This is a genomic window from Ornithinibacillus bavariensis, assembly GCF_050433565.1.
Classification (GTDB): domain Bacteria; phylum Bacillota; class Bacilli; order Bacillales; family Amphibacillaceae; genus Ornithinibacillus; species Ornithinibacillus bavariensis.
The window spans coordinates 228,277-251,873 of sequence record NZ_JBNPWZ010000001.1; the positions used below are offsets into that span (position 1 = coordinate 228,277).

Sequence of the window (23,597 nt, forward strand, 5' to 3'; positions counted from 1 at the left end):
AAACTCCTGAAAGGGGAAAAACAAATGTACACTCAGACGTTCCTTCCATTCCCAGATAAATTTCATGTCGTGGCTGTCCAGGTTGCTACAGTATGGACTGCCCCAGATTCACCAAGAGAAATGGATCGACTAGCCATTACTAATCCAACAAATATAAGAGCTTGGCTTGAAAATCAAACATATGAAGACAAAGTGAATTTATGTGAGGATAATCGCGTACAAACTCAAGCACTCTATGGTGAGGCGGTACTTATCCAGGAAGTGCGGGGAGGTTGGGCCAAGATAACAATCCCTGCTCAGGCAACTAAGAAAAATGAACAAGGCTATCCCGGTTGGATTCCTATATGCCAATTAGCCGAAGTAGAAAAGAAAAATTGGCAGAAAGAGAAAACAGCAGCTATCAGTGTGAAGCACATATGGCTTAAAAATGAACAAGGAGAAAGAGAATTGGAGCTTAGCTTTATGACCTGTCTTCCTGTTTTAAATGTGCATGCTGATAGCGTTGAAGTGGTGACCCCTAAAGGAGTGGGATATCTGCCAAAAGAAGCTGTAAAGATATTCCCAACAGAAATTGGTGGGGAAAAAGGTGGGGGAGAAGCCATTATCAGATCTGGCGAGAACTTTATCGGATTGGATTATCTATGGGGTGGGATGAGTTCCTTTGGTTTTGACTGTTCGGGATTCGCTTATACAATGCATAAAGCGAATGGCTATGAGATTAGTAGAGATGCTTCCGATCAATCTGAACGTGGTCAGGAAATTCCTTTTGATAAGGTAATGCCAGGGGACTTACTCTTCTTTGCCTATCAGGAAGGGGACAGAAAAGGATATGTCCACCATGTGGGGTTTTACTACGGTGACGGAAGGATGCTTCATTCCCCTCAAACAGGAAAAGGAATAGAAATTACTAATTTGAAAGATACAAAATACGAGAAAGAGCTTTGTATTGCAAGGCGGTACTGGTTCTAGGAGGTGCAAGGAACATGGGAGCAGAAAAAATATTAGAGGTAAAAAATTTAAAGAAGCATTTTAATCTTGGAAAAAACCGAGTATTAAAGGCAGTGAACGATGTAACCTTCCATGTGAATAAAGGTGAGACCTTTGGACTGGTGGGGGAGTCTGGCTGTGGAAAATCAACAATCGGTAGAACAATACTCGGACTATATAACAAGACAACTGGTGATGTGTTTTTTGACGGGAAATCCGTTCATACCTTACCAGAAAAGGAGCTCTTTAAGCTTCGGCAGCGCATGCAGATGATTTTTCAGGACCCCTATGCATCATTAAATCCAAGATCAACAGTACGTGAGGTAATTTCAGAACCAATGGAGGTTCATAAGCTCTTTCGAACCAAAAAAGAACAAAATGACCGGGTTTACCAATTACTTGAGGAGGTTGGCTTAAACCGTGATCATGCAAATCGCTATCCCCATGAGTTTAGTGGAGGACAGCGTCAACGCATTGGTATTGCAAGGGCCTTAGCACTTAATCCAGATTTTATTATTGCTGATGAACCTATATCCGCGCTTGATGTTTCCGTTCAAGCACAGGTAGTTAATCTCTTAAAACAGCTTCAAGAAGAAAAAGGATTAACCTTCCTATTTATCGCCCATGACCTTTCTATGGTCAAACAAATTTCAGACCGTATAGGTGTTATGTATTTAGGGAACATGGTGGAGCTAACGGAAAGTGAAAGTCTTTATGAAAATCCATTGCATCCTTATACGCAAGCACTTCTCTCTGCAATCCCGATTCCAGACCCTGATATTGAGGAAGCAAGGGAGCGGATCATTTTACAGGGAGAACTACCCAGTCCAATTAACCCGCCAAGTGGATGTGTCTTCCGAACACGGTGCCCTTTCGCAATGGAAATATGTACTAGAGAAAAACCTCAATGGCAGGAGGTAGAGAACAATCACTATGTTGCATGCCATTTATATAATGAAAAAGTAAATAAGCAAAAGGACTCAGATTTAGTCGTGAATATACGGTAGTCATGAATGAACGTAATGCTTTTAATAAAAAAATAAGGTTGTCTTTTTTTAAAGGCAGCCTTATTTTTTATGTAACCCTCGCTATAAACCCCTAAGATACTCATTTTCCAAAACCTGTCCTATTAAAAAAACATTCACTAGATTTTTTAATTTTAAGTTCTATTATTTTAACCTACTGTATAAGTTTAATAGTAGGAATGCTAGAAAAGAAAAAATAAAGAATAATGAGTTACAAAAGGAGGGTGCCTTCTGAGAAACCATAATTTATCAAGTAAAAAAATTCAAAAGCTAAGAAAGAAAAAGAGTGCCATGAAACTCCGAACATTGAAGAAGTCTAGCACCTTTGTTCCTTCGCAAAAGCATCATATGAGTATTAACTTAGAGAAAGGGCGGCTAAAATGGTCTGTTCCAACTATATTTATTCTCGGACTTGTAGCCATGATCCTAGTGATTCCAACTATGATAGTTGTTCCCTTCATTTCAAAAGGCGAGGTATTGTCCCAGTCTATCGATAAACAGCAGAGTGAGAAAGATGCAAAGCCATTGGTTGAGGATGACTCTGCAGTTGAAGTGTCGGTCATGCGAACACAAACATCCCAAGTAGAAGATGTTCCACTAGAAACCTATGTTACTCGAGTGGTTGCAGGGGAGATGCCAGTAGAATTTGAAACGGAAGCGCTGAAAGCACAGGCTCTTGCCGCTAGAACCTATATCGTGAACCAAATGCTATATCAAAAAGAAGAAGAAGTATCCAATGTAACGGATACCATTCAGGATCAAGTTTATAAAGACGATATGGAGTTAAGACAAAAGTGGGGAAAAAATTATCAAAAGAATATGGAAAAAATATCTGCAGCGGTACTTGCAACGAAGGGGCAAATCATCACATACAATAACAAGCCAATTACCCCACAATTTTTTTCAACTAGTAATGGATTTACTGAAAATTCGGAGGACTATTGGACAAATGAAATCCCATATTTGCGGAGTGTCCCAAGTCCTTGGGATGAAGTGTCACCGTATTACCTTGACCAAGAAACCTTCACCATTGAAGAAGTAGAAAAAGCGCTCGGAACGAATCTGCCAAATAACCAAAAACTTTCCATTGAAGCAACCAGAACAAAGAGTAAGCGGGTGGAGCAAATAAATATTGCCGGAGCTAAATTCTCTGGTCGAGAAGTTCGAGAAAAGTTAAAACTACGTTCCAACGATTTCACCATCGAACAAAAAAACAACTATCTAATATTTACCACGAAAGGAAACGGGCACGGCGTTGGCATGAGCCAATACGGTGCCAATGGTATGGCGCAAGAAGGAAAAACATACGAAGAAATTATCAAGTACTACTATAAAGATGTTGAAATTAACAATATGGACGAAGCGGTACCAGCACTGGTGATGAAATAAATAGTAATTATGATAGATAAAACCCCCTAAGCTCAAAGCTTAGGGGGTTTTCCGTACGTGGAAGGGGTTATAATCTGGCATATAATTGATTGGATTTGGTAAAAAGATACGCACTCTAGGTCACAAAACTCAAATTTAAAAAGTTCCCCCTAGGAATCAATTCATATCAGCTTAAACTCTACCAAACTTTCTACAATCCATAATCATTCAATGCTAATCTGCAATACTCCATACCCAAAATCCTTAATATCCCCAAATAAACATTTAAAATGCATAAAAAAACAAAAAAAGTTATCAAAAATGTATAGTTTTTTCAAATTCTGTTCAGAATGGTTGGTGAGGTGATGAATAAATGAAAGAGGAAAACAAAGCGCCAAAAAAAGGTTGGCAAGGAATTTTCCGTAAGAAATGGTTTTTCCCAGCTGTTTACTTAACAATTGCTGCTGTTCTATTAGGAGTTGTTGTTTGGTATCAGAATTTGGATAATCAATTATCTAAAGTTGGGGATGACCAAAATTTAAGTGACAATTATACACCAAATCCACATGATCCAGACTCAGAGGCTGTAATGGGATCGCAGGAAGTAATTAAGTTTCCGGTAGCGGACCCAGAGCAAGCAGAAATCGTAACGAAATTCTTTGATTACGACGCATCTGAGGAAGATCGTGAAAGCGCACTGATCCTTCATAACAACCGCTATTATCAAAGCACAGGGGTAGATATCGTTTATCCAAGTGGAGAGTCCTTTGATGTAGTAGCAGCTTTAAGCGGACAAGTTATGGAAGTAAAAGAGGATCCGTTACTAGGTAATGTTGTTATTCTATCACATGAAAATGGGGTAGCAACCTATTATGCTAGTCTTGGAGAGGTCGGAGTAAAGCAAGGTGACGAAGTAAAGCAAGGAGACGTTATTGGTAAAGCTGGAGATAATAAGTTTGGGCAAAATATCGGAACACATTTACATTTCGAAATCAGAAAAGATGAACAGGTGTTTAACCCAGAGGAATATTTCAACCAGCCAGTAACAAAGCTTGATTCGGAGTCTGAGGATGTTTCAGAGGAGCAGGATACATCAAGTGTAAACTCAGAGGACGAAGATTCAAAGAACAAGTCTAGTGATGTGGATAAGGAAGAGGCAACTGAATCAGAATCAGATACGGAAAAGTCTAAAGAAGAATCTAATAATAAGGATAATTCAAAGGATGACTCTAAAAAGGAATCGAAAGAAGATTCGGTAGAGGATACTGATTCAACTGACTCAGACGCTTAAAAACAGACTAGAGGTCCTAGTAAGTTTTAAAACTACTACTAGGGCTTCTTTTTTTATTTACTAGGTTCTTAGGCATTCAACATATTTTTAGTACATGATTCGTCAAATATCCCATCAATTCACGGGTTAATAAAAAATATGTCGAACGAATAGGCATTGTTAACTAGGAATTATATGTTACTATTAAATTGAAAAAATTACTAGAGTAGAAACTAGTTCTATGAATCGAGATGATTTTTCCCACATCGACTGAATAAAACTTCTATATTTTTATAATGTGATTTATAACAATCCTATTCACTATTAAAATAGAGGCTTGAAAGGATGGAACCCTCAAAGATGAATTACGGAAACCCTAGTCTACTTCCAGAGTTGATGACAACCATCTCAGATAGTACCGAACTAACTATTGGACAAATTATTGTAATGCTATCACAGGAGCATACAGAGCAAGAAGTGTTAGAGCTTACCCGCAAGTATTGCTTACAGTCTACCTCAACTGAAATACAGAAAAAAGGGATGGAATTCTTATACATAAATGGATTCTATGAAGACCTTAAACTTCTGATTATTAAAAATCTACAATCACCAAATGATTCGAATCGAAAATGGGCAGAGGTTTATCAAATCGTGATGGACCGTCGTGCAAGAAGATACTCCGCAGGCCAAATGCGCACCCATCTAATTGAAATGAGAACATCAGACCCCGAGCTAAGATGCCTAATTGAACTACTAATTGTGGACACCTATTTTAACCAACTAGATTTCGGAAAAATTGCTAACTTATTAGATAAGCAGCATGAGTTATTTGATTCAATTCAGGACAACTTTATGCTTTCATCCTTTAATCTTCGGCTTTATCAGAAATTATTCATCTATTATTGGAAACGAAATGAACTCATCATGGCAAGAAAATACGCTTTTCGCGCATTAAATCAAACGAATAGTCCCGAGACAAAAGTAAATCTGCATGTCAACCTAGGACTTAGTTATACCTTTGATACGTACTATCAAGGTATGTATCACTTAAAAGAAGCACTAAAGATTGCAAAACAATACAATTTCAATAAAAGAATATACTCCATTGAAAATAACAATATTGCATTTTTATCGGCACATTTCAAACGACCAGCCAATATCGTGACAGATGATGTTAGTGAACAAGCCCATTTAGAAATTGCCAAAGGAAATAATGAAAAAGCAATTGAACTACTCGAACAAGTTGATTTATCGAGTCCATTTAAAATGTATTATATGGGCTTAGCAAAGCAGGATAAGAATTTATTATCCACGTCATGTAAGATGTTTGTTGAAAGAAGTGATTACTTCTTTAGTAGACTTCCAATGAATGCGATAAAAAACCTCAATCGTTAGTACGGAGATTCATTTTGCAATTTCGGTATGATGGGATTCAACTTTGAAATTATACTAAGAAGAAAGGAGGAATAATATGAAGAGTCTTAAGCCTTTCCTAACTTCTGTATGCTTAACTACGATAATTCTTTTTTCATTCACTCCAGCTGGTATGATGGTGCATAGGGACCCAGAATATGGGGACATCGATTAATAAATATTATGTAAAATTTACGCATAAAAAGTTGAATCCATTCATATATAACCAAAAATTCTATGTTTTGTAGGATTTTTGGTTTTTTTTTTTGAGGAGTTACGATCACACGTAGAAATAAGAAATTAGACCACTAAGTATTTTTTCGAATGAACGGCATCATGTAAAAAACGAATAAAAGTTACACTAAAATAAAAAACTTCTTGTCCCATATGGGATTCAATGTTTTTTATTCATATTCCTGGCTAGTAAATAATAAAATGTTACAAACCAAGCATTCAGTTAGTCTGAGGTGAGAGCTTCCGTGGCTCTTCTTTGCTGCATCATATTTGCTTGATTACATATTGAATCGTTATCACAAACAGGATTAATCTTTTTATACATTCTCGCCTATTTTTCATATTGTTCGACATTGAATTATTGCAACAGTTACCGAATATGTAACAAAATCGAATAAACATAAATCTAATAAGCCACTGATTAACCATCTTTAATCGAAAGGATGGAAACTCGAAAATGGAATTTCGTCATTTTTCGAATCACCTAGTCTCATGAATAACACCTCAGAAATATTCAACATAGGGAGGCGAAAGGTGTGCACGATTACATCAAAGAAAGAACTATCAGGATAGGTGAACATGTTGTCGAAACGAGAAAAACTGTCCGTGTGATAGCAAAGGAATTTGGTGTTTCTAAAAGCACAGTCCATAAAGATTTAACCGAACGATTACCGGAAATAAACCCAGAGTTAGCACAAAAGGTAAAGGAAATTCTAGAATACCACAAATCCATCCGACACTTACGTGGAGGAGAAGCAACACGCAAAAAATATAAAAGCCCCGAGCAAACAACAGAAGACACAGCAATTCTAAAGTAAGTAACCCAATATCATCATCCCCTAACTTAAAGGAGGTGAATGGTAAGCGAGTACTTAATGAATGGACGTCAGAAGAAGAGAGGCTGAGAGAAAACAAAAAAATTACATTGAGCCGAAAAATGCACCCAAGAGAGGTGCATTTTTCGTTTTATGAGCTTTTTAGGTTAGACCGTTCACGGTAATTACAATTCCACCAATGAACCAAAGGCCCCCAATATCTTGGAATACCCTGAACCACGTACTCAAATTAAAACAACATGAGTTAGGAGATGGGGGCTATAATCGACATTAAAAAAATGATTAAACATAGACTTACACATTACACTAAGCTCGAACCATTTACCCTCACAATAACATGAAACAAAAATATCGTACTTTTTCCCCATAAATGAAGTTTTATGTAGAAAATTGTGGTATTATATTGTATAACTAGCATTGTGTTCTCGGACAGGTGCGGAAGAGTTGAAATGTGAGGAGGATGTTAATGTTTTCTAGGGATATTGGGATTGACCTTGGCACGGCTAATGTGTTGATTCACGTAAAGGGGAAAGGAATAGTATTAGATGAGCCATCTGTGGTAGCGATGGATCGTAATACAGGTCGCGTGCTTGAGGTTGGAGAAGCTGCACGACGTATGGTTGGTCGTACACCTGGAAATATTGAGGCAATTCGCCCGTTAAAAGATGGTGTTATTGCAGACTTCGATGTGACAGAAGCTATGTTGAAATATTTTATTAATAAAATAAATGTAAAGGGTTTTTTATCGAAGCCTAGAATGTTAATTTGTTGCCCAACCAATATTACAAAGGTAGAGCAAAAAGCTATAAAAGAAGCTGCAGAGAAATCAGGCGGAAAGAAAGTTTACTTAGAAGAAGAGCCAAAGGTTGCAGCAATTGGTGCAGGAATGGAGATTTATCAGCCAAGTGGTAACATGGTTGTGGACATTGGTGGAGGGACAACAGATGTTGCGGTTCTTTCCATGGGTGATATTGTTACCTCTGAATCAATAAAGATGGCTGGGGATAAATTTGATGTAGAGATTCTTCAATATATAAAGCGTAAATACAAGCTTCTTATTGGAGAGCGTACTGCCGAGGATATTAAAATTAATGTTGCGACTGTTTTTAAAAATGGTCGTAAGGAGGAAATGGATATTCGCGGTCGTGATATGGTGACAGGTTTACCACGTACAATTACAGTCAATTCAGATGAGATTGAAGAAGCGCTTCGCGAGCCTGTTTATATGATAGTTCAGGGTGCAAAATCAGTGCTTGAGCGTACACCACCTGAATTATCCGCTGATATAATTGATCGTGGCGTCATATTAACTGGTGGAGGTGCGCTAGTTCACGGTATTGACCAGTTATTGGCAGAGGAATTAAAGGTACCTGTATTTTTAGCTGAAGAGCCAATGCATTGTGTTGCAAAAGGTACTGGAATTATGTTGGAAAATATTGATAAAGTAGAGCGCAGAAGTATTGTATAACATGCTTTTGAAAACAATCTGTTGGCTTAGCTCGTTTCATCAGAAGAAGATTTAATTTCAGAAGATTAAAATCGAACTACAATAAAAAAGGAAGTGTGTTGTAATGCTACGTGGTTTTTATACTGCTGCAAGTGGAATGCTTACCATGCAAAGAAGACAGGAATCACTTGCGAATAACATTGCCAATGCCAACACACCTGGCTATAAAGCCGACCAGGCAACAGTACGTGCGTTTCCTGAGATGCTTTTATATCAAATGGGTTCTAAAACGGTGCCAACGAAGCAACCGAAAAACTTACCTATTCAAAATCCAATTGGTTCCATAAATACAGGTGTTTATGTTCAGGAATATGTCCCAAATTATGGACAAGGTGCTTTACGTGAAACAGATGTATCGACAGACTTGGCACTTATAGATGGCGTATTTCCAGATGAAACAGGTAGTATCTTTTTTACAGTCCAAAATGAAAATGGTGAGCCACGCTACACGAGAAATGGTAATTTTACCGTTGATGGACAAGGATACTTAGTAACAACACAAGGTTATTATGTTTTAGATCAGGCTGGAAATCCAATTCAGACAAACGGAATGGAATTTACGGTAACACCTGAGGGAATCGTTCAGGTTGACGGACAGAATATTCCACTTGGTATTGCTTATTCTGCGAATGCAAATCAGCTAGAGAAGGAAGGAAACGGACTTTTTAACGGTGAAGCTGTTCCCGTTCCTGGTGGGGTTACATATACAGTACAGCAAGGCTTTTTAGAGCAATCGAATGTAGATACTGTACAAACCATGACGCAAATGATGGAAGCATATCGTTCATTTGAAATGAACCAAAGAGTGCTAAAAGCATATGATGAAAGCTTAGGAAAAGCAGTAAATGAAATCGGTCGAATAGTGTGATGACCATATTCAAGGAGGTGGAGTCATGTCTAGAACGATGATTCAAGCAGCGGTTACGATGAATCAGCTACAACAAAAGCTCGATTTAATTGGAAATAACTTAGCAAATAGTCAAACAACTGGTTATAAAGCAAGACAAGCAGATTTTTCATCCTTATTATTTCAACAAATCAATAACATGACAGACCCAAGAAACGCGGAAGGCAGACTCACTCCGGACGGGATTCGTGTTGGTTCTGGTGCAAGGCTTGGTGCAATCAATCTTGATTTGTCACTTGGAACTTTAAAAGAAACAGGCAGAGACTTAGATGTTGCGCTTCTTGAGCAAAATCATTTATTCAAGATACGTGTAACTGAAAATAATGTGGAAGAAATCCGTTATACAAGAGATGGGGCTTTTTATCTAAGCCCCCTTGAAAATAACCAAGTTATGCTGACTACTAAAGACGGAGATCCCGTGTTAGGGGTCGGGGACCAACCCATTATATTTAATGATGGTTTTGATGGAATTACTATTAGTGATAATGGTCAAATCATGGTTAATCGTGGAAATTATAGTGAATATGTTGGTCAGCTTGCTGTTGTTGAGGCAGTTCGACCGCGGTTATTAGAAGCAACAGGAAACAATAATTTCCGTTTACCAGATTTGAATGCACTTAATTATAACGAAGCGGACATTATTCAGGATGTACAAGCAAACGTAAAAAGTGGAACATTAGAAACCTCTAACGTAAATATGGCGAAGGAGTTAACAGATTTAATTACAACACAACGTTCCTATCAATTTAATGCTCGTACCATTTCTATGGGTGACCAAATGATGGGCTTAATCAATCAATTACGTTCATAGTACAGACAGAATATCAAAGTTTGATTGACGAGAATGGACGCTTACCTTTATAGTAATAGAGAAATGAACGTAAGGAAATTAGGTGAACCAAATCATGTCCACAACAAATCAATATGAAAAAACGAAGGAAGATAATGCAACAAGAAGAAAGCGAATTAAGTTGGAATCTGAACCTAAAAGAGTTCCAGTAATACGAGAAAGTGAAAACACGGATAGTGGAAGCAAAGAACCAGCTATCCCAAAGGCTGCAAGTAGAAAAGATTCCAAAACAGAAGTATCAGATGCTAAGGAACGAAGAAGACAGAAGTCTTTAAGTGCCGAAGAAGAAATGACAGATTCACTCAAACAAGAGAGAAGACAACAGAGGAAGCAGCAGAAGGAAGAAAAACGTAAAAACAAAAAACCACGATTACGTATTATTCCTATTTGGCTACGTATTGTTTTGATTGCAGGTCTTTCCTTTATAGCGCTTTGTGTAGGACTAATGATTGGTTATGGCGGACTAGGTGATGGGGATCCAACAGATGCTTTAAAATGGGAAACCTGGCAGCATATTGTTGACTTAATATATAAAGAAAAATAATTAGAACCTGTTCCTTCGTGAGCAGGTTCTTTGTTTAAAACAAGGAATTTTACTAATTACAATTATTAGGAAAGAGAATTGGGGGTATTCAGGATGTTTTTTCTCCAAATGTCAGGCTTTCCTGGTTCTGGAAAATCAACATTAGCCAGAAAAATAGCACTGCAAACGGGAGCAGTTGTCATTGATCACGACGTTATTAAATCAGCATTATTAGAGGGGATTGCAAATAATGAATTGGATTTAAATCTTGCTGGAAAAATATCCTACCAAATCGATTGGGCATTAGTCGAATCTAACCTCGCTCATGGTAAAAGTGTCATATTAGATAGTCCGTGCCTTTATGAAATCATGATTGAAAAAGGTACGCAACTAGCAGAAAAGTATGGTGCAATGTACAAATATGTAGAGTGTTTTCTCGATGACTTTCATGAAATCAATCACCGATTAAAATCAAGGAAAAAAATGATTAGCCAGATTAGTGAAGTAAATTCCGAGGATACCTTTCAACAGGTATTATCAAGTAGTAAAAAACCAGAAAATCTCCCAGTCTACCGTGTAAAAACAAACGTTCCGCTTGAGTCCTATTTACAAGGAGTCTTGAACTATATAGCAGAATAAAGTCTGCAAATTCCAATTCTCTGTTATAATGATAAAAATAATACATAAAGGGGTTTATAAAATTGGATATAAACGAAATCAAAAATATTATTCCACATCGCTACCCATTTCTATTAGTGGACAAGGTTCTCGAAATGGAGGAGGGACGACGGGTTGTTGGACTTAAAAACGTGACAATGAACGAGCCATTCTTTCAGGGGCACTTTCCTGATTACCCTGTCATGCCTGGAGTTTTAATCATTGAAGCTTTAGCACAAGTAGGTGCAATAGCTGTTTTAGGTAAAGAAGAAAATCGTGGCAAAATAGGATTTTTAGCTGGAGTGGATAAATGTCGCTTCAAGCGCCAGGTGAAACCAGGCGACCAGCTTAAATTGGAAGTTGAAATCATTCGTGTCAAAGGTCCAATCGGAAAAGGAAAAGGAATTGCAACCGTTGATGGCGAATTAGCGTGTGAAGCTGAAATAACATTTGCAATTAAATAATAAAAAAGGGAATGCTACTAAGAGATTAGTGGCATTTTTTGTTCTGGGAAGGGTTAGAGAATAGGCTCGATTAATTCTTGGGTGCATTGAATGAATCAAATTGGAAGATACAATTAGCTATGGTCCATGATTTGAACAATCATCCAGATAATTTAAGATTACGGTCTACACGATGTCAAAAAGCTGGTTGAAAGGTTTAGAACGCAGTATACTAACCACGAAAAATTTCAAATTATTCCTCAAAAAATCCATGACTACAACCAAAAAACGCCAATCCAACTAATTTTTTGCAAAAAAGCTGTATCAGTTTTGTGAAAAAGGGAAAACTATTTGCGAAAACTAATTACTACAAGGAGGAAATCTCATGAAAAAGGAATTACTAATTAAATTAGGTGCCCCTATTTTGGCCTTATCGTTGGTGGCAGCTTGTGGGAATAATGATGATAATGACCCAATTGATAACGATGAGGCACCTTTAAATCAAGACAATAATGATAACAATGATCTTGATAATGATGACAATAATTTAGATGATGATCTAAATGGTAACGACAACAATAACGGTATGGACAACGGTACAGATAACGGTCTAAATAATAATGATAATAATGATTTAGACAACAATCTAAATGACAATAATAACGATAATTTAAATGACAATAATAACAACAACGATAACAATCGCTAAGAACTAGAAATACCCCTTTTCGTTAGAGAAAAGGGGTATTTCTTTTCACCAATTAAACTTGAATATCAATACTCTTTCCTAAAGAAGGGTGGGGTGCTTCACCGACGGATTTCTGAAGCATCTCTGTTAATTGAATTCCTTGCTGTTGCATGAGATTCTTCACATTTACCATAACGGCTAAACTTGCTTGCGAACGAACCTGGCTATTTGCCATTACGACTGACATTGCTGCAATGTCCATGAAATACCTCCTCTATATGTATACAATTATATTATCATACATAGCGTCAAGAAAGCAGAATAATTTTCATACCTTATCAGCCATCTATTTTTCAGTATAATAAAAGCATAAGAAGCTAAAATTAGACTGAATGACCTATTTTGTGATTTAATTTTATTGTACTATTACTAGCAAATTTTGCTAACAATAGATTCAAATGATAAAGGTATGGTGAATTGAATTTTGGACATTCCACTGATATCCATAGGAATTGTACTCATTTTGATTATTGCAAATGGTATTTTTGCCATGACAGAAATTGCAATTGTTACATCAAGAAAAGCAAGACTGCAAAGAATGGAAGAAGATGGCGATAAACGAGCAACTTTTGCATTAAAGCTTGCGGAAGAGCCAAACCAATTACTTTCTACTATTCAAATTGGGATTACATTAATTGGGGTAGTAACTGGAGCGTTTGGTGGTGCAGCTATTGCAAGTAAGTTAGCCCCACTAATAGAAAAAATCGATATACTTGCTCGATTTAGCTCACAGATTAGTATGTTTATCGTGATTGCAATAACCACGTATCTTTCTTTAATCATAGGGGAGCTCGTACCGAAACGGATTGGTATGAATAATCCAGAAAAAGTAGCACTTACCGTTGCCAAACCGATGTATTTCTTTTCGAAAATTGGTAAGCCACTTATTTGGATTTTAAGTAAATCCACTGAGCTCGTATTGAAAATTTTCGGTATTAAGCAGAGCAATGAACCCGATGTAACAGAAGAAGAAATTACCCAACTAATTGAACAAGGCGTTTTTAGTGGTGTTGTTGATAAGATTGAGCATGAAATGGTGGAGCAAATCTTCTACATGGGAGATCAGCGTCTAGGTGATATACTCACTCCTAGAACATATTTAGAGTGGATTGACCTTGAGGATCCACTTGAGGAAAATTTGGAGATTATGAGCTCAAGTAGCCACGAATCTTTCCCAGTTGGGGCGGGAAGCCTTGACAATTTCCGTGGTGTCCTGCACACAAAAGACGTTTTTAAACTTTTAATAAATAAAGAACCCATTCATTTAGAAGAATGTGTCGAGGAAGCACTGGTGTTACCTGAGGCGATGATGGCATTTCAAGCTTTAGAGAAAATTAAAGACAGTGGTAAACATCAAGCTGTTGTCATTGATGAATATGGTGGTATAGAAGGATTTGTAACACTCCATGACTTTATTGAAAACATTGTTGGTGACATGCCAGATCTTGAGGATGACCCGAAAATCATTCAGCGAGATGAGAACTCATGGCTTGCAGATGGCCTAATTTCATTGGAAACATTCAGACGTTACTTCGATATTGATGAACTAGAAGAATTAAGAAGTGAGGCCCACACCCTTGGTGGATATATCACTACCTATTTGGGTGACATTCCAAAGGCGGGCGACTTCATTGAAATAGAGAACCTAAAGCTAGAGGTAGTCGACATGGACCATGTACGGGTAGACAAAGTTATGATTACTCAAATGGAAGTGGAAAATGCCGAAGAAGATGATGAATAACTGAAAAACCTTCTGACTCTCCAATTATGGAGAGTTTTTTATTTGCTTCTACAGAGCTCAATAAAATGCAACTAAAAAACTGAATTTGAAAGTGAGGAGAAGACAGTAGCAATACAAATGCCAGGATTTCTATCCGAAGACGTTACGAAATAGTACTATTCATCCTTACTAGAGTTCACTGTTCACATATCCTATATGCTCCTTTGTAGCTTTATCTAGTTGCTTTTGGTTAATGCCTTATTATAGTGAGGAGGCATCATCGTGGAGATTCATGAAAAGGAATTATTGAAAATTAAATCACTGTAGGCAGTCTATACTTCTATAAAAAGGGTAATTATTAGAAGTACAAAGGAGGACTTGTTCAATGAAAAAGTGACTATTTCTTATTGTAATCATTGGTATGCTAGGGTGGTCCATTTTTGATTTTAACCATTCTAAAAGACATTCGACACAACCATTTGAAAAGGTAAATGAAGTGAACGTAGATAAATCTGTTCAAGAAACGAAAGCGCCAATAATTGGGCTAGATGTCGGAAACAAGGCACCTGAATTTGAGCTAAAAACCTTAACAGGGGATCAAATTAATTTATCAGATTTCCGTGGGCATCGTGTCATGCTTAATTTTTGGGCAACATGGTGTCCCCCTTGTCGAGCTGAGATGCCAGAAATGGAAAAACTCTATCAAGATAAGGATATTGTCATTTTAGCAATTAACTTAACTGATACAGAGATTAGTATAGGTGATGTAGAAGATTTTACTCATGAATACAATTTAACTTTTCCTATCCTATTAGATCAGAACATAGATGTAGCTACTCTATATGCGATACAACCAATTCCTACCACCTATATGATTGATTCTGTTGGTATAATCCAATATAAAGCATTTGGTGCAATGAATTATGACAAAATGGTACAGGAATACGAGAAAATGGAATAATTTTATGTGAAATCTGTGCGGTTGACATTTTACCCATGGGGGTATAATATAAAACATAGGATTGGATTTCTCAAGAGGAATTGATGGTAGCTTTCTGAGCACATTGTTATAGGCACAACTTTTTTTACGCATTAAATATACCCGTATGGGTATTAAATTAAAGTAAAGGAGTGTTACATCGTGGGAAAGCGAATTTTAGTAGTTGGCGGGGTAGCAGGTGGAGCATCTGCTGCTGCAAGAGTGAGAAGAATCGATGAATATGCAGAGATAATCATGTTCGAAAAGGGACCACAGGTTTCAATTTCTAATTGTTCTTTACCTTATCATTTAAGTGGAATTGTAGAAAATAGTAAATCCTTGGTATTAATGAATCCAGATTCGTTTAAGAAGCGTTATAATATTGATGCAAGAGTTAATACCGAAGTAATAAAAATTAATCGAAAGAATAAGACGATTACAGTTAAGGATTTGGTAGCTAATAGTATCTACGAAGAGGCGTATGATAAGCTGATTCTTTCCCCTGGAGCTTCACCTATTCTTCCGAATAAGGTTGAAGGTATAAATAAACCTAACGTATTCACCGTTCGAAATGTAGTAGATATTGAACAATTAAATAATTATTTGAAAGAAAACAGCGTTGAGAATGTTGCAGTAATTGGTGGGGGATTTATAGGTATTGAAGTAGCTGAAAACCTACGCTTAGCTAAATACAATGTATCTGTTGTGGAATTTGCTAATCAGATTATGACACCATTTGACTATGATATGGTACAAATTCTTCATAAGGAATTGGTGGACCATGATGTGAATCTAGTCGTTAATGATGGATTAGCTAAAATTGGGGACGGTTTTATCGAAACGATGTCCGGTGAAAAAATAGCTGCAAATGCAGTTGTCTTAGCAATTGGTGTTAAACCAGAAACAAGGCTAGCAGAAGAGGCTAAACTTGAAATTGGTGAAACAGGTGCGATAAAGGTGGACAGCAATTATTTAACAAGTGATCGAGACATTTATGCAATTGGCGATGCCATTGAGGTATATCATCGTTTATTGCATAAACCAACACGTCTAGCATTAGCCGGGCCAGCTCAAAAACAAGCAAGGACTGTAGCCGATCATATATATGGTAAAACTAACCGAAATCTAGGTGTAATCGGATCATCCTCTATTCACTTATTTAATCTAAATGCGGCATCAACAGGATTAAATACAAGAACAGCTGAAGCGGCAGGATTTACCTATGATTCTATCTATATTATGCCTACAGATAAAGTAGGACTTATGCCTAATAGTAATGTCATGCATTTTAAATTAGTTTACGAAACACCGACCGGTAAAATCCTTGGGGCACAAGCGATTGGAAAAGGCAATGTTGATAAGCGTATTGATGTTATTGCCACCATAATCATGTTGAATGGAACCTTAGAAGATCTGAAAGACTTAGAATTAACGTATTCGCCTATGCTCGGAACTGCAAAGGATGCTGTGAACCATGCAGCACTTGTTGCATTAAATCAATTACACGGACAATACAGAGAAGTAAAAGTCTCTCAAGTTCGCGAACTAGTCGAAAATGATGCTTGTATCATCGATGCCCGTGAAAAGAATGAGTATGAAGCAGGACATTTAAAGAATGCGATTAATATCCCGTTAAGTGAATTTAGAAATAGACTGGCTGAAATTCCAACAGATAAACCAGTATATATTCACTGTCGCTCAGGACAACGAAGCTATAACATGGTAATGGCTCTTGAAAATTTAGGATATACGAATGTCTATAATATCTCTGGCTCTTATTTAGGTATTAATTTGTACGAATACTTTAATGATTTAGTGACAGGAAGAGAAAAAATTGTAACAGCTTATAACTTTAACTAATATACCCTGCTGGGTAAATGCTTTTAATTACAGGTGATGAACTTGAGTACCTATTATATAATGATTGTTGTCTGCATACTACTAAGCATTATGTTTTACAGACGATATATTCCTGTGCTGGGTATTCCTTGTGAAAAAACTGGTCATGATAAGACAAGCACTGTAGTATTAGACATTAGGGACTATACTATTGATGACAATCAAAATCTAAGTGATATGCGAATACCATACGCCTATTTGAGACGATTTATTCAAGAAGTCCCAAATAAAAAAATACATGTGATTGCTAATGATCGTCTTGAATTAAATTTAGGAGTAAGATATTTATTAAAAAAGGGATACCACGTTGCCAGTTATCAACTAAACGACTGTCCGTGCACAGATAAGGAGTGATTAGAATGGAATATGATAAAGCGGTAATCAATCGACTTAAACGAATAGAAGGACAAATTAAAGGCGTGTTAAGTATGATCGAGAAAAACCAAGATTGTAAAGATGTGATTACTCAATTAACTGCTTCACGTAGTGCAATAGACCGTACCATTGGTTTGATAGTTAGTATGAATTTAGAGCAATGTGTTCGGGAAAACATCGAAAAGGGTGTAAACACAAAACAAGTGGTTAAAGAAGCAGTAGATTTATTAGTTAAGAGTAGATAAGTTCAGCAATTCATAAAAAAGGAAGAGTTGATGAGCTTTTCTTTTTCTACAAAACCATACCCCTGTGGGTATAAGATAAACTATTTGGAGGTATTTAACATGAAAGAAATTACAGCAAAGGAACTAGAACAAAAATTAACTGCTGGGGAAAAGCTAACAATTATTGATGTAAGAGAAGATGATGAGGTAGCAACTGGTAAAATACCTGGAGCAAAGCATATTCCCCTAGGTCAGATTCCAGAACGATTAGGAGAATTAGATAAGAATGAGCATTACTACATGGTATGTCGTTCTGGTGGTAGAAGTAGTAATGCATGTGAATTCTTAATCCAAAATGGATACAATGTAACAAATATGGTAGGAGGAATGCTTGCCTGGGAAGGAGAAATGGAGTAATTACTTCTTTTCTCTAAAATCATTATAGAGGAGTTATAACATGGGTATTATCGAGTGGATTATATTACTATTTATCATTGCATTTTTCATTAGTCGCATTATGCCAGTAAAAGGGATCACGAATATTAGTGTTCAAGAAGCAAAGGATAAATTTAAAGATAACAATGTTCAATTCATAGATGTCCGTACACCTAGTGAATATAAAGCAGATCATCGTAAACCGTTTAAAAATATCCCTCTAGCAAATCTACTGAGTAAAATAGATACACTAAATAAGGAAAAAGAAGTAGTTGTCATATGCCAAAGTGGAATAAGAAGTGCAAAAGCTGCCAAAGTCCTTAAAAAGCAAGGCTTTCAAAAGGTTTACAATGTTCGGGGTGGAATGAGTGCATGGGTATAAGAAAGGAAAACGATAATGGCAAAACAAGTAACACAAGAAGAAGTAGTCGAACGTCTTACGAATGGTGAAGAGGTAAACGTAATTGATATTCGTGAAAGCAGTGAAGTAGCATCTGGCAAAATTCCTGGTGCAAAGCATATTCCTCTTGGACAGCTCGTATTACGTCAGGATGAACTAGAGAAGGAAAAAAGGTATATAATTACTTGCCAGACCGGCAATCGCAGTAAAGCAGCTTCTGGAATTTTGGAGGCATTAGGCTATAAGGTTGAGGACATGATTGGCGGGATGAATAACTGGCAGGGTGAAACGGAATAAATAGACTTCTTAAGGGAGAGTAAGCTTGTTTCTATACAATTACAATACAGGAAGCTATACAATCACTTGAGGAAAGCATCATGGGTCTGCATAATGTGAGGAATAGGAGATAATCAGGATGAATCAAAATATAACACTCTACACAACTACGATGTGCCCAGTATGTGGCATAGTAAGAGATTTTTTAATCATTATGAACCTCACATATAAAGAAGTGAACATAGATATAAATCCAATAGCAATGATTAAATTAATTGGTATTACGAGAAAGTTATCCGTTCCCCAAACGAATATAAATGGTGAATGGGTCTTCGGCTTTGATCCAGTCTGCATGTTAGAGTTGCTGAATGGAGAAGGCTAATGAGCTACCGGTTCAGACTTTATTTTTGGCTTAAAATATACCCATAATGGTATATGGATTCATATTTTACTAATTTTGGAGGTTTACTATGGAGAAGAATATTACTGTTTACACAACAACACATTGTCCCTACTGTACCATGCTTAAAGGGTTCTTATCACAAAAAAATATTCCATTTAAAGAAGTGAATGTGGAAGAGAATCCAGAAATGATGTACAAGATTGTAAAGCAAACAGGACAAATGGGTGTTCCCCAAACAGAAATTAATGATAAATGGGTTATCGGTTTTGACCCAGAGAGCATCATTGCAGCACTATAGTAATTTATGTAAAGGAAGGACGAGTATAAATCGCCCTTCCTTTTGTATGCTTAGGATTTTTTACGTAATAATTGGCTAAATTCCTGAACGTCAATGGAATATCGATTAGTATCAACCGAAGTTGGTAAAAACTCAGCTAAAATCTAGAAACCAAATTCCAACAAACGTCCCCTACAATTGTCCTCTCTGTTTCACTCCGGCACTTTTCTTAATAACTTGGTTCAGTACCTCAGAGAACATTAATCCAATAGCAATTCCACCAGCGAGAAGCATTACTTTTGCAGAGTATTGCACTGCATTGTAGTAGTCATTTTGTACAAAGCTACGCATCGCTTGGTAGGCCATTCCTCCAGGGACGAGGGGGATGATACCAGAAACGTTAAAAATGATGATGGGTGTTCTATATATTTTTGAAAAAATACGACTAAGGACGGCAACGAGCATAGCCCCGATGATGGTTGCAGGTACAGCATCCATTCCATATAGTACGAATAAATAATAGACCATCCAGCCCAATGTGCCGACAATACCACATTGAATGAGTACTCTTTTCGGTGCATTAAATAAGATGCCGAAGCCGCTTGATGCAATAAAGCTAGTGATAATTTGAGCCAAAATAGCCATGGTTACCAGTTCCCCAATCTGTTCCGTTCATCGTTTGCAATTCTTATTTTAATCAAATTACCATGGATTCGCAAATATACGTAATGTAGACATCCATTTTCAAATTTTAACACTCTTTGTCTGTAGGTATAATGTTTTGATTTTGCCTCAAGATCATATTATTTTTACCGCCTATTCTCTCTACATTTTTTTACAAAACGTGGCATTATGTTATTGAATATGACACTTTGTTAAACACTATACATCGTGATTTGACAGAAAACTATTTAAAATAAGGGACCTTTATACTATAATTTTAACTAAGTAGTATCGAATTTTTTAAATATTATAAAAGGGGAGCTATCATGGCTAAGACTAATTCGACACAATCCGATACATTAGGATTATTATTTAGTAACAGTGTACATAGCAATATTAGTCAGGACGCTCAATTAGCATCAATGGTACTTAGTTATTATACGTCATTAGGACATAATCATCCTGATTTAATCATGGTCTTCTCTCCTAATGGGGATTTGCGTACTACGAATCAAATTCCAAAGGGAATTTTTACTGAAATTCATAAAGTTGCGGACTTCCAAAGGATTCTCTTGAAGAAGTCTTATGCAGAAATTGAAACGGCTTTTCAGCAAGCTCTAATTGGAAAATGTAAACAATGCATCGTTCAAATAAAATGGAAAAATCTATATTTCGAAACTACTGTTTACCCACTCAGTGGAAAAGAGAATAGGATAGTTGGTATTGTATTAATTGCAAAAGATGTCACTGAGCATAGAATACATGAAATCAATTTAAAAAATGAAAACGAGAGCTATCGATTAATATTTGACCATTTAAATATTGCGATTTGGGTCAGTGAATATAAAACAGGGAAGCTTGTTTATGCCTCGCAAGGATTATCTGATTTATATCAGTATCCACAAGAGGACTTTTACCGAGACAAGCTTGATATACGTATGGTCATTCGGTCTGTTGTACATCCAGAGGATAAGCGATATGTCCGAAAAAATGCTCTTAATATTCTTACCAATGGTGATCCGATTAATATTCGCTACCGAATAAAATGCCCGGATAGAACAGTGAAATGGGTCACGTGTAAGACTACACCGTATTACGATAAAAATGGAAAAATCACCCACATATTTGGTTTGCAAACCGATATTACAGATGAAGTGAAATTAGAGGAGCAGCTTACATTTATTGCTAATCATGATTTACTTACAGAGCTACCTAACCACCGAAGTTTAGAAGAAAAGGTAGAACATATTATGGAGTCAAAAACACCATTTGCTTTGCTGTTTTTCAATCTTGATCGTTTTTCGGTGATAAATGGTGCACTTGGTTACCAAGTAGGAGACGAAGTACTGAAAACAATTGCAAATCGTTTACGATTAATTCTTCCAGAAAGTAGCTTTATTGCTCGTCTGAAAAGTAATGATTTTGTGATTCTAATTGAGAATTGTCAATCACTTGAAAATATCAAATGCATTACGGAAAACCTTTTAAATGATATTAAACAACCTCTTTCGATAAATGGCTATGAAATTAATATTACCTCAAGCTTAGGTATTAGCTTGTACCCACAGGACGGGACAACCAAGCAAAGCTTAATGGATAAGGCACACTCTGCGCTTAATCATGCGAAGAAAAGAGGTCCAAATACATATTTAATATATTCATCCTCTGAAGATGTTGCTTTTCAGCGCAAGCTTGCGATTGAAAATAGTATAATTGAAGCACTTGAAAGAGAGGAATTCGAGCTTTATTATCAGCCATTAGTGGAAACACATACTGGTCAGATACTTGGTGCTGAGGCACTTATTCGCTGGAATCATCAAAGCTGGGGACTAATATCACCAGGGGAATTTATTCCAATTGCCGAGGAGAATCAACTGATAAATGAGATTAGTGATTGGGTAATTAAAAAGGCATGCTCTCAAATTAAGGATTGGCGTGATAAAGGGCTTACTCCTATTCCAATATCCGTCAACATTTCTCCAATTCGTTTAATGAAAAAGGGCTTAACCGAGTATGTACGAACACAGCTTGAAGCCAATAATGTGCCAGCTGGTTATCTCGGTGTTGAAATTACTGAAGGCTCCTTGTTAAAGAGTGAAAAAGTAGTTATTGATACGTTATATGAGTTGAAAAGTCTTGGCGTTCGAATTGCTATAGATGACTTTGGAACGGGGTTTGCTTCTTTAAATTATTTGCGTGAGTATCATGCAGATACCTTAAAGATTGATCAAGTATTTATCCAGAGTCGAGATGGGCAGGTGGAAAAAGATAATATTATTGTGGGTTCTGTCCTACAGATGGCAAAAGGCTTGAAAATGCGTATCATTGCCGAGGGGGTAGAGGAATATGGGCAGTATCGTTTCCTTAGAAACCGTGATTGTGATATTATTCAGGGCTACTTATTCTCAAGACCTTTACCAGTACTGCAATTTGAGGCATTACTAGCAAAAGGTACCTTAGAACCAGATCCAGAAAAAGTTGAAAAAGATAGACAAAGAAGGTTACTTCATTAAGAAAGAACAGCCGTTGTCTGAAGTGCAAACACATAGAAATTATCACTTATTTAGGGCAGAAGGATTCAAATTTGAAATTACTTCTGCTATTTTTGATAGAGGGAGAAAACGTTAAAAGGAGCAGTTGTAACATGACAACAATCATTAAGCAATGTACTCATAGAGATTTATCTAAGCTTCAGGAAATCAGTATTCAAACCTTTACTGAAACATTTAGGGATCAGAACACACCGGAAAGTATAGAAGCCTATTTGGAAAGAGCATTTAATTTAGGGCAATTAGAAAAGGAGCTATCCAATACGTCATCTCAATTTTACTTTGTCTTTGTTGGTGAAGAAGTTGCTGGCTATTTAAAGGTTAATATGAACGAATCTCAGTCCGAAGAAATGGGAAATGATGTCCTTGAAATCGAAAGGATTTATATGAAGCGTAATTATCAAAAAAGGGGCCTAGGTAAGTATTTGCTTAATAAGGCGATAGATATAGCAATAAAAGAGAATAAAAAGAAAGTCTGGCTAGGTGTATGGGAAAAGAATGAAAATGCTATTGCTTTTTATAAAAAACTGGGGTTTGTCCAAACTGGTTCACACTCATTTTTTATGGGGGATGAGGAACAAACAGATTTTATTATGACTTTATCAATTTGAAAAACGCGAAGGATGGGG

General features: G+C 36.7%; 27 protein-coding genes. 25 read left to right on the forward strand and 2 right to left on the reverse strand.

Features of this window, described 5'->3' with window-relative positions; translation table 11 throughout:
• Window positions 1-24 precede the first annotated feature (24 nt).
• From HNR27_RS01055 to HNR27_RS01115, 13 genes are all read left to right on the forward strand, one after another.
• Window positions 25-969: a C40 family peptidase gene (locus HNR27_RS01055; protein ID WP_429338452.1), complete on the forward strand. Its 945-nt coding sequence runs from the start codon at window positions 25-27 to the stop codon at window positions 967-969.
• A 14-nt stretch (window positions 970-983) separates the two neighbouring features.
• On the forward strand, window positions 984-1,994 hold the full coding sequence (locus tag HNR27_RS01060; RefSeq protein ID WP_429338453.1) for an ABC transporter ATP-binding protein: 1,011 nt from the start codon (window positions 984-986) through the stop codon (window positions 1,992-1,994).
• 309 nt (window positions 1,995-2,303) lie between these two features.
• Complete coding sequence (spoIID, locus tag HNR27_RS01065; protein WP_429338454.1) at window positions 2,304-3,401, forward strand: stage II sporulation protein D; 1,098 nt, start codon at window positions 2,304-2,306, stop codon at window positions 3,399-3,401.
• Between the two features lie 352 nt (window positions 3,402-3,753).
• Entirely contained in the window at window positions 3,754-4,671 is a 918-nt protein-coding gene (spoIIQ, locus tag HNR27_RS01070) for a stage II sporulation protein SpoIIQ (protein WP_212920383.1), read from the forward strand.
• Window positions 4,672-5,010: 339 nt separating this feature from the next.
• Complete coding sequence (locus HNR27_RS01075; protein ID WP_212920384.1) at window positions 5,011-6,045, forward strand: AimR family lysis-lysogeny pheromone receptor; 1,035 nt, start codon at window positions 5,011-5,013, stop codon at window positions 6,043-6,045.
• 788 nt (window positions 6,046-6,833) lie between these two features.
• Complete coding sequence (gene spoIIID, locus HNR27_RS01080) at window positions 6,834-7,115, forward strand: sporulation transcriptional regulator SpoIIID (RefSeq protein WP_212920385.1); 282 nt, start codon at window positions 6,834-6,836, stop codon at window positions 7,113-7,115.
• A gap of 484 nt (window positions 7,116-7,599) precedes the next feature.
• Window positions 7,600-8,601 carry a rod shape-determining protein gene (mreB, locus tag HNR27_RS01085; protein WP_212920386.1) on the forward strand — a complete coding sequence of 334 codons (1,002 nt, stop codon included), beginning with the start codon at window positions 7,600-7,602 and terminating at the stop codon, window positions 8,599-8,601.
• Between the two features lie 103 nt (window positions 8,602-8,704).
• Window positions 8,705-9,508: a flagellar hook-basal body protein gene (locus tag HNR27_RS01090; protein WP_429338455.1), complete on the forward strand. Its 804-nt coding sequence runs from the start codon at window positions 8,705-8,707 to the stop codon at window positions 9,506-9,508.
• A 25-nt stretch (window positions 9,509-9,533) separates the two neighbouring features.
• A complete protein-coding gene (locus HNR27_RS01095; protein ID WP_429338456.1) occupies window positions 9,534-10,358 on the forward strand; it encodes a flagellar hook-basal body protein in 825 nt (274 codons plus the stop codon).
• A 94-nt stretch (window positions 10,359-10,452) separates the two neighbouring features.
• A complete protein-coding gene (locus HNR27_RS01100) occupies window positions 10,453-10,941 on the forward strand; it encodes a DNA-directed RNA polymerase subunit beta (RefSeq protein ID WP_244853450.1) in 489 nt (162 codons plus the stop codon).
• Between the two features lie 93 nt (window positions 10,942-11,034).
• Window positions 11,035-11,559: a P-loop nucleotide/nucleoside kinase family protein gene (locus HNR27_RS01105; protein ID WP_212920389.1), complete on the forward strand. Its 525-nt coding sequence runs from the start codon at window positions 11,035-11,037 to the stop codon at window positions 11,557-11,559.
• Between the two features lie 62 nt (window positions 11,560-11,621).
• The gene (fabZ, locus tag HNR27_RS01110; RefSeq protein ID WP_212920390.1) at window positions 11,622-12,041 is read left to right on the forward strand and encodes a 3-hydroxyacyl-ACP dehydratase FabZ; all 420 of its coding nucleotides are present in this window, start codon (window positions 11,622-11,624) and stop codon (window positions 12,039-12,041) included.
• A gap of 364 nt (window positions 12,042-12,405) precedes the next feature.
• Complete coding sequence (locus HNR27_RS01115; protein ID WP_212920391.1) at window positions 12,406-12,729, forward strand: hypothetical protein; 324 nt, start codon at window positions 12,406-12,408, stop codon at window positions 12,727-12,729.
• Between the two features lie 52 nt (window positions 12,730-12,781).
• On the opposite strand, the gene HNR27_RS01120 is transcribed toward HNR27_RS01115, so the two are convergent.
• Window positions 12,782-12,970 (reverse strand): YjfB family protein, encoded by a 189-nt coding sequence (locus HNR27_RS01120; protein ID WP_212920392.1) that lies wholly within the window; start codon window positions 12,968-12,970, stop codon window positions 12,782-12,784.
• A gap of 222 nt (window positions 12,971-13,192) precedes the next feature.
• Between HNR27_RS01120 and HNR27_RS01125 the strand changes: the two genes are divergently transcribed.
• From HNR27_RS01125 to HNR27_RS01170, 10 genes are all read left to right on the forward strand, one after another.
• Window positions 13,193-14,509, forward strand: a complete 1,317-nt coding sequence (locus HNR27_RS01125) for a hemolysin family protein (protein WP_429338457.1) — start codon at window positions 13,193-13,195, stop codon at window positions 14,507-14,509.
• 475 nt (window positions 14,510-14,984) lie between these two features.
• Window positions 14,985-15,449 (forward strand): peroxiredoxin family protein, encoded by a 465-nt coding sequence (locus HNR27_RS01130; protein ID WP_429338458.1) that lies wholly within the window; start codon window positions 14,985-14,987, stop codon window positions 15,447-15,449.
• Between the two features lie 180 nt (window positions 15,450-15,629).
• The gene (locus HNR27_RS01135; RefSeq protein ID WP_429338459.1) at window positions 15,630-17,327 is read left to right on the forward strand and encodes an FAD-dependent oxidoreductase; all 1,698 of its coding nucleotides are present in this window, start codon (window positions 15,630-15,632) and stop codon (window positions 17,325-17,327) included.
• A 42-nt stretch (window positions 17,328-17,369) separates the two neighbouring features.
• Window positions 17,370-17,720 (forward strand): sulfurtransferase, encoded by a 351-nt coding sequence (locus tag HNR27_RS01140; protein WP_429338460.1) that lies wholly within the window; start codon window positions 17,370-17,372, stop codon window positions 17,718-17,720.
• Between the two features lie 5 nt (window positions 17,721-17,725).
• Window positions 17,726-17,986: a metal-sensitive transcriptional regulator gene (locus tag HNR27_RS01145; protein ID WP_429338461.1), complete on the forward strand. Its 261-nt coding sequence runs from the start codon at window positions 17,726-17,728 to the stop codon at window positions 17,984-17,986.
• 99 nt (window positions 17,987-18,085) lie between these two features.
• Window positions 18,086-18,382, forward strand: a complete 297-nt coding sequence (locus HNR27_RS01150) for a rhodanese-like domain-containing protein (RefSeq protein WP_429338462.1) — start codon at window positions 18,086-18,088, stop codon at window positions 18,380-18,382.
• Window positions 18,383-18,422: 40 nt separating this feature from the next.
• A complete protein-coding gene (locus HNR27_RS01155) occupies window positions 18,423-18,782 on the forward strand; it encodes a rhodanese-like domain-containing protein (protein ID WP_429338463.1) in 360 nt (119 codons plus the stop codon).
• 15 nt (window positions 18,783-18,797) lie between these two features.
• Window positions 18,798-19,097, forward strand: a complete 300-nt coding sequence (locus HNR27_RS01160; RefSeq protein ID WP_212920398.1) for a rhodanese-like domain-containing protein — start codon at window positions 18,798-18,800, stop codon at window positions 19,095-19,097.
• A 118-nt stretch (window positions 19,098-19,215) separates the two neighbouring features.
• Window positions 19,216-19,458 carry a glutaredoxin family protein gene (locus tag HNR27_RS01165; RefSeq protein ID WP_212920399.1) on the forward strand — a complete coding sequence of 81 codons (243 nt, stop codon included), beginning with the start codon at window positions 19,216-19,218 and terminating at the stop codon, window positions 19,456-19,458.
• Window positions 19,459-19,546: 88 nt separating this feature from the next.
• Complete coding sequence (locus HNR27_RS01170; RefSeq protein WP_429338464.1) at window positions 19,547-19,777, forward strand: glutaredoxin family protein; 231 nt, start codon at window positions 19,547-19,549, stop codon at window positions 19,775-19,777.
• A gap of 171 nt (window positions 19,778-19,948) precedes the next feature.
• Here the strand turns inward: HNR27_RS01170 and HNR27_RS01175 are convergent, their stop codons facing one another.
• A complete protein-coding gene (locus HNR27_RS01175; RefSeq protein WP_212920401.1) occupies window positions 19,949-20,401 on the reverse strand; it encodes a threonine/serine exporter family protein in 453 nt (150 codons plus the stop codon).
• 344 nt (window positions 20,402-20,745) lie between these two features.
• On the opposite strand from HNR27_RS01175, the gene HNR27_RS01180 reads away from it, so the two are divergent.
• Complete coding sequence (locus tag HNR27_RS01180; RefSeq protein WP_429338465.1) at window positions 20,746-22,932, forward strand: sensor domain-containing protein; 2,187 nt, start codon at window positions 20,746-20,748, stop codon at window positions 22,930-22,932.
• A 131-nt stretch (window positions 22,933-23,063) separates the two neighbouring features.
• Window positions 23,064-23,579 carry a spermidine/spermine N(1)-acetyltransferase gene (paiA, locus tag HNR27_RS01185; RefSeq protein ID WP_429338466.1) on the forward strand — a complete coding sequence of 172 codons (516 nt, stop codon included), beginning with the start codon at window positions 23,064-23,066 and terminating at the stop codon, window positions 23,577-23,579.
• Window positions 23,580-23,597: the final 18 nt, after the last annotated feature.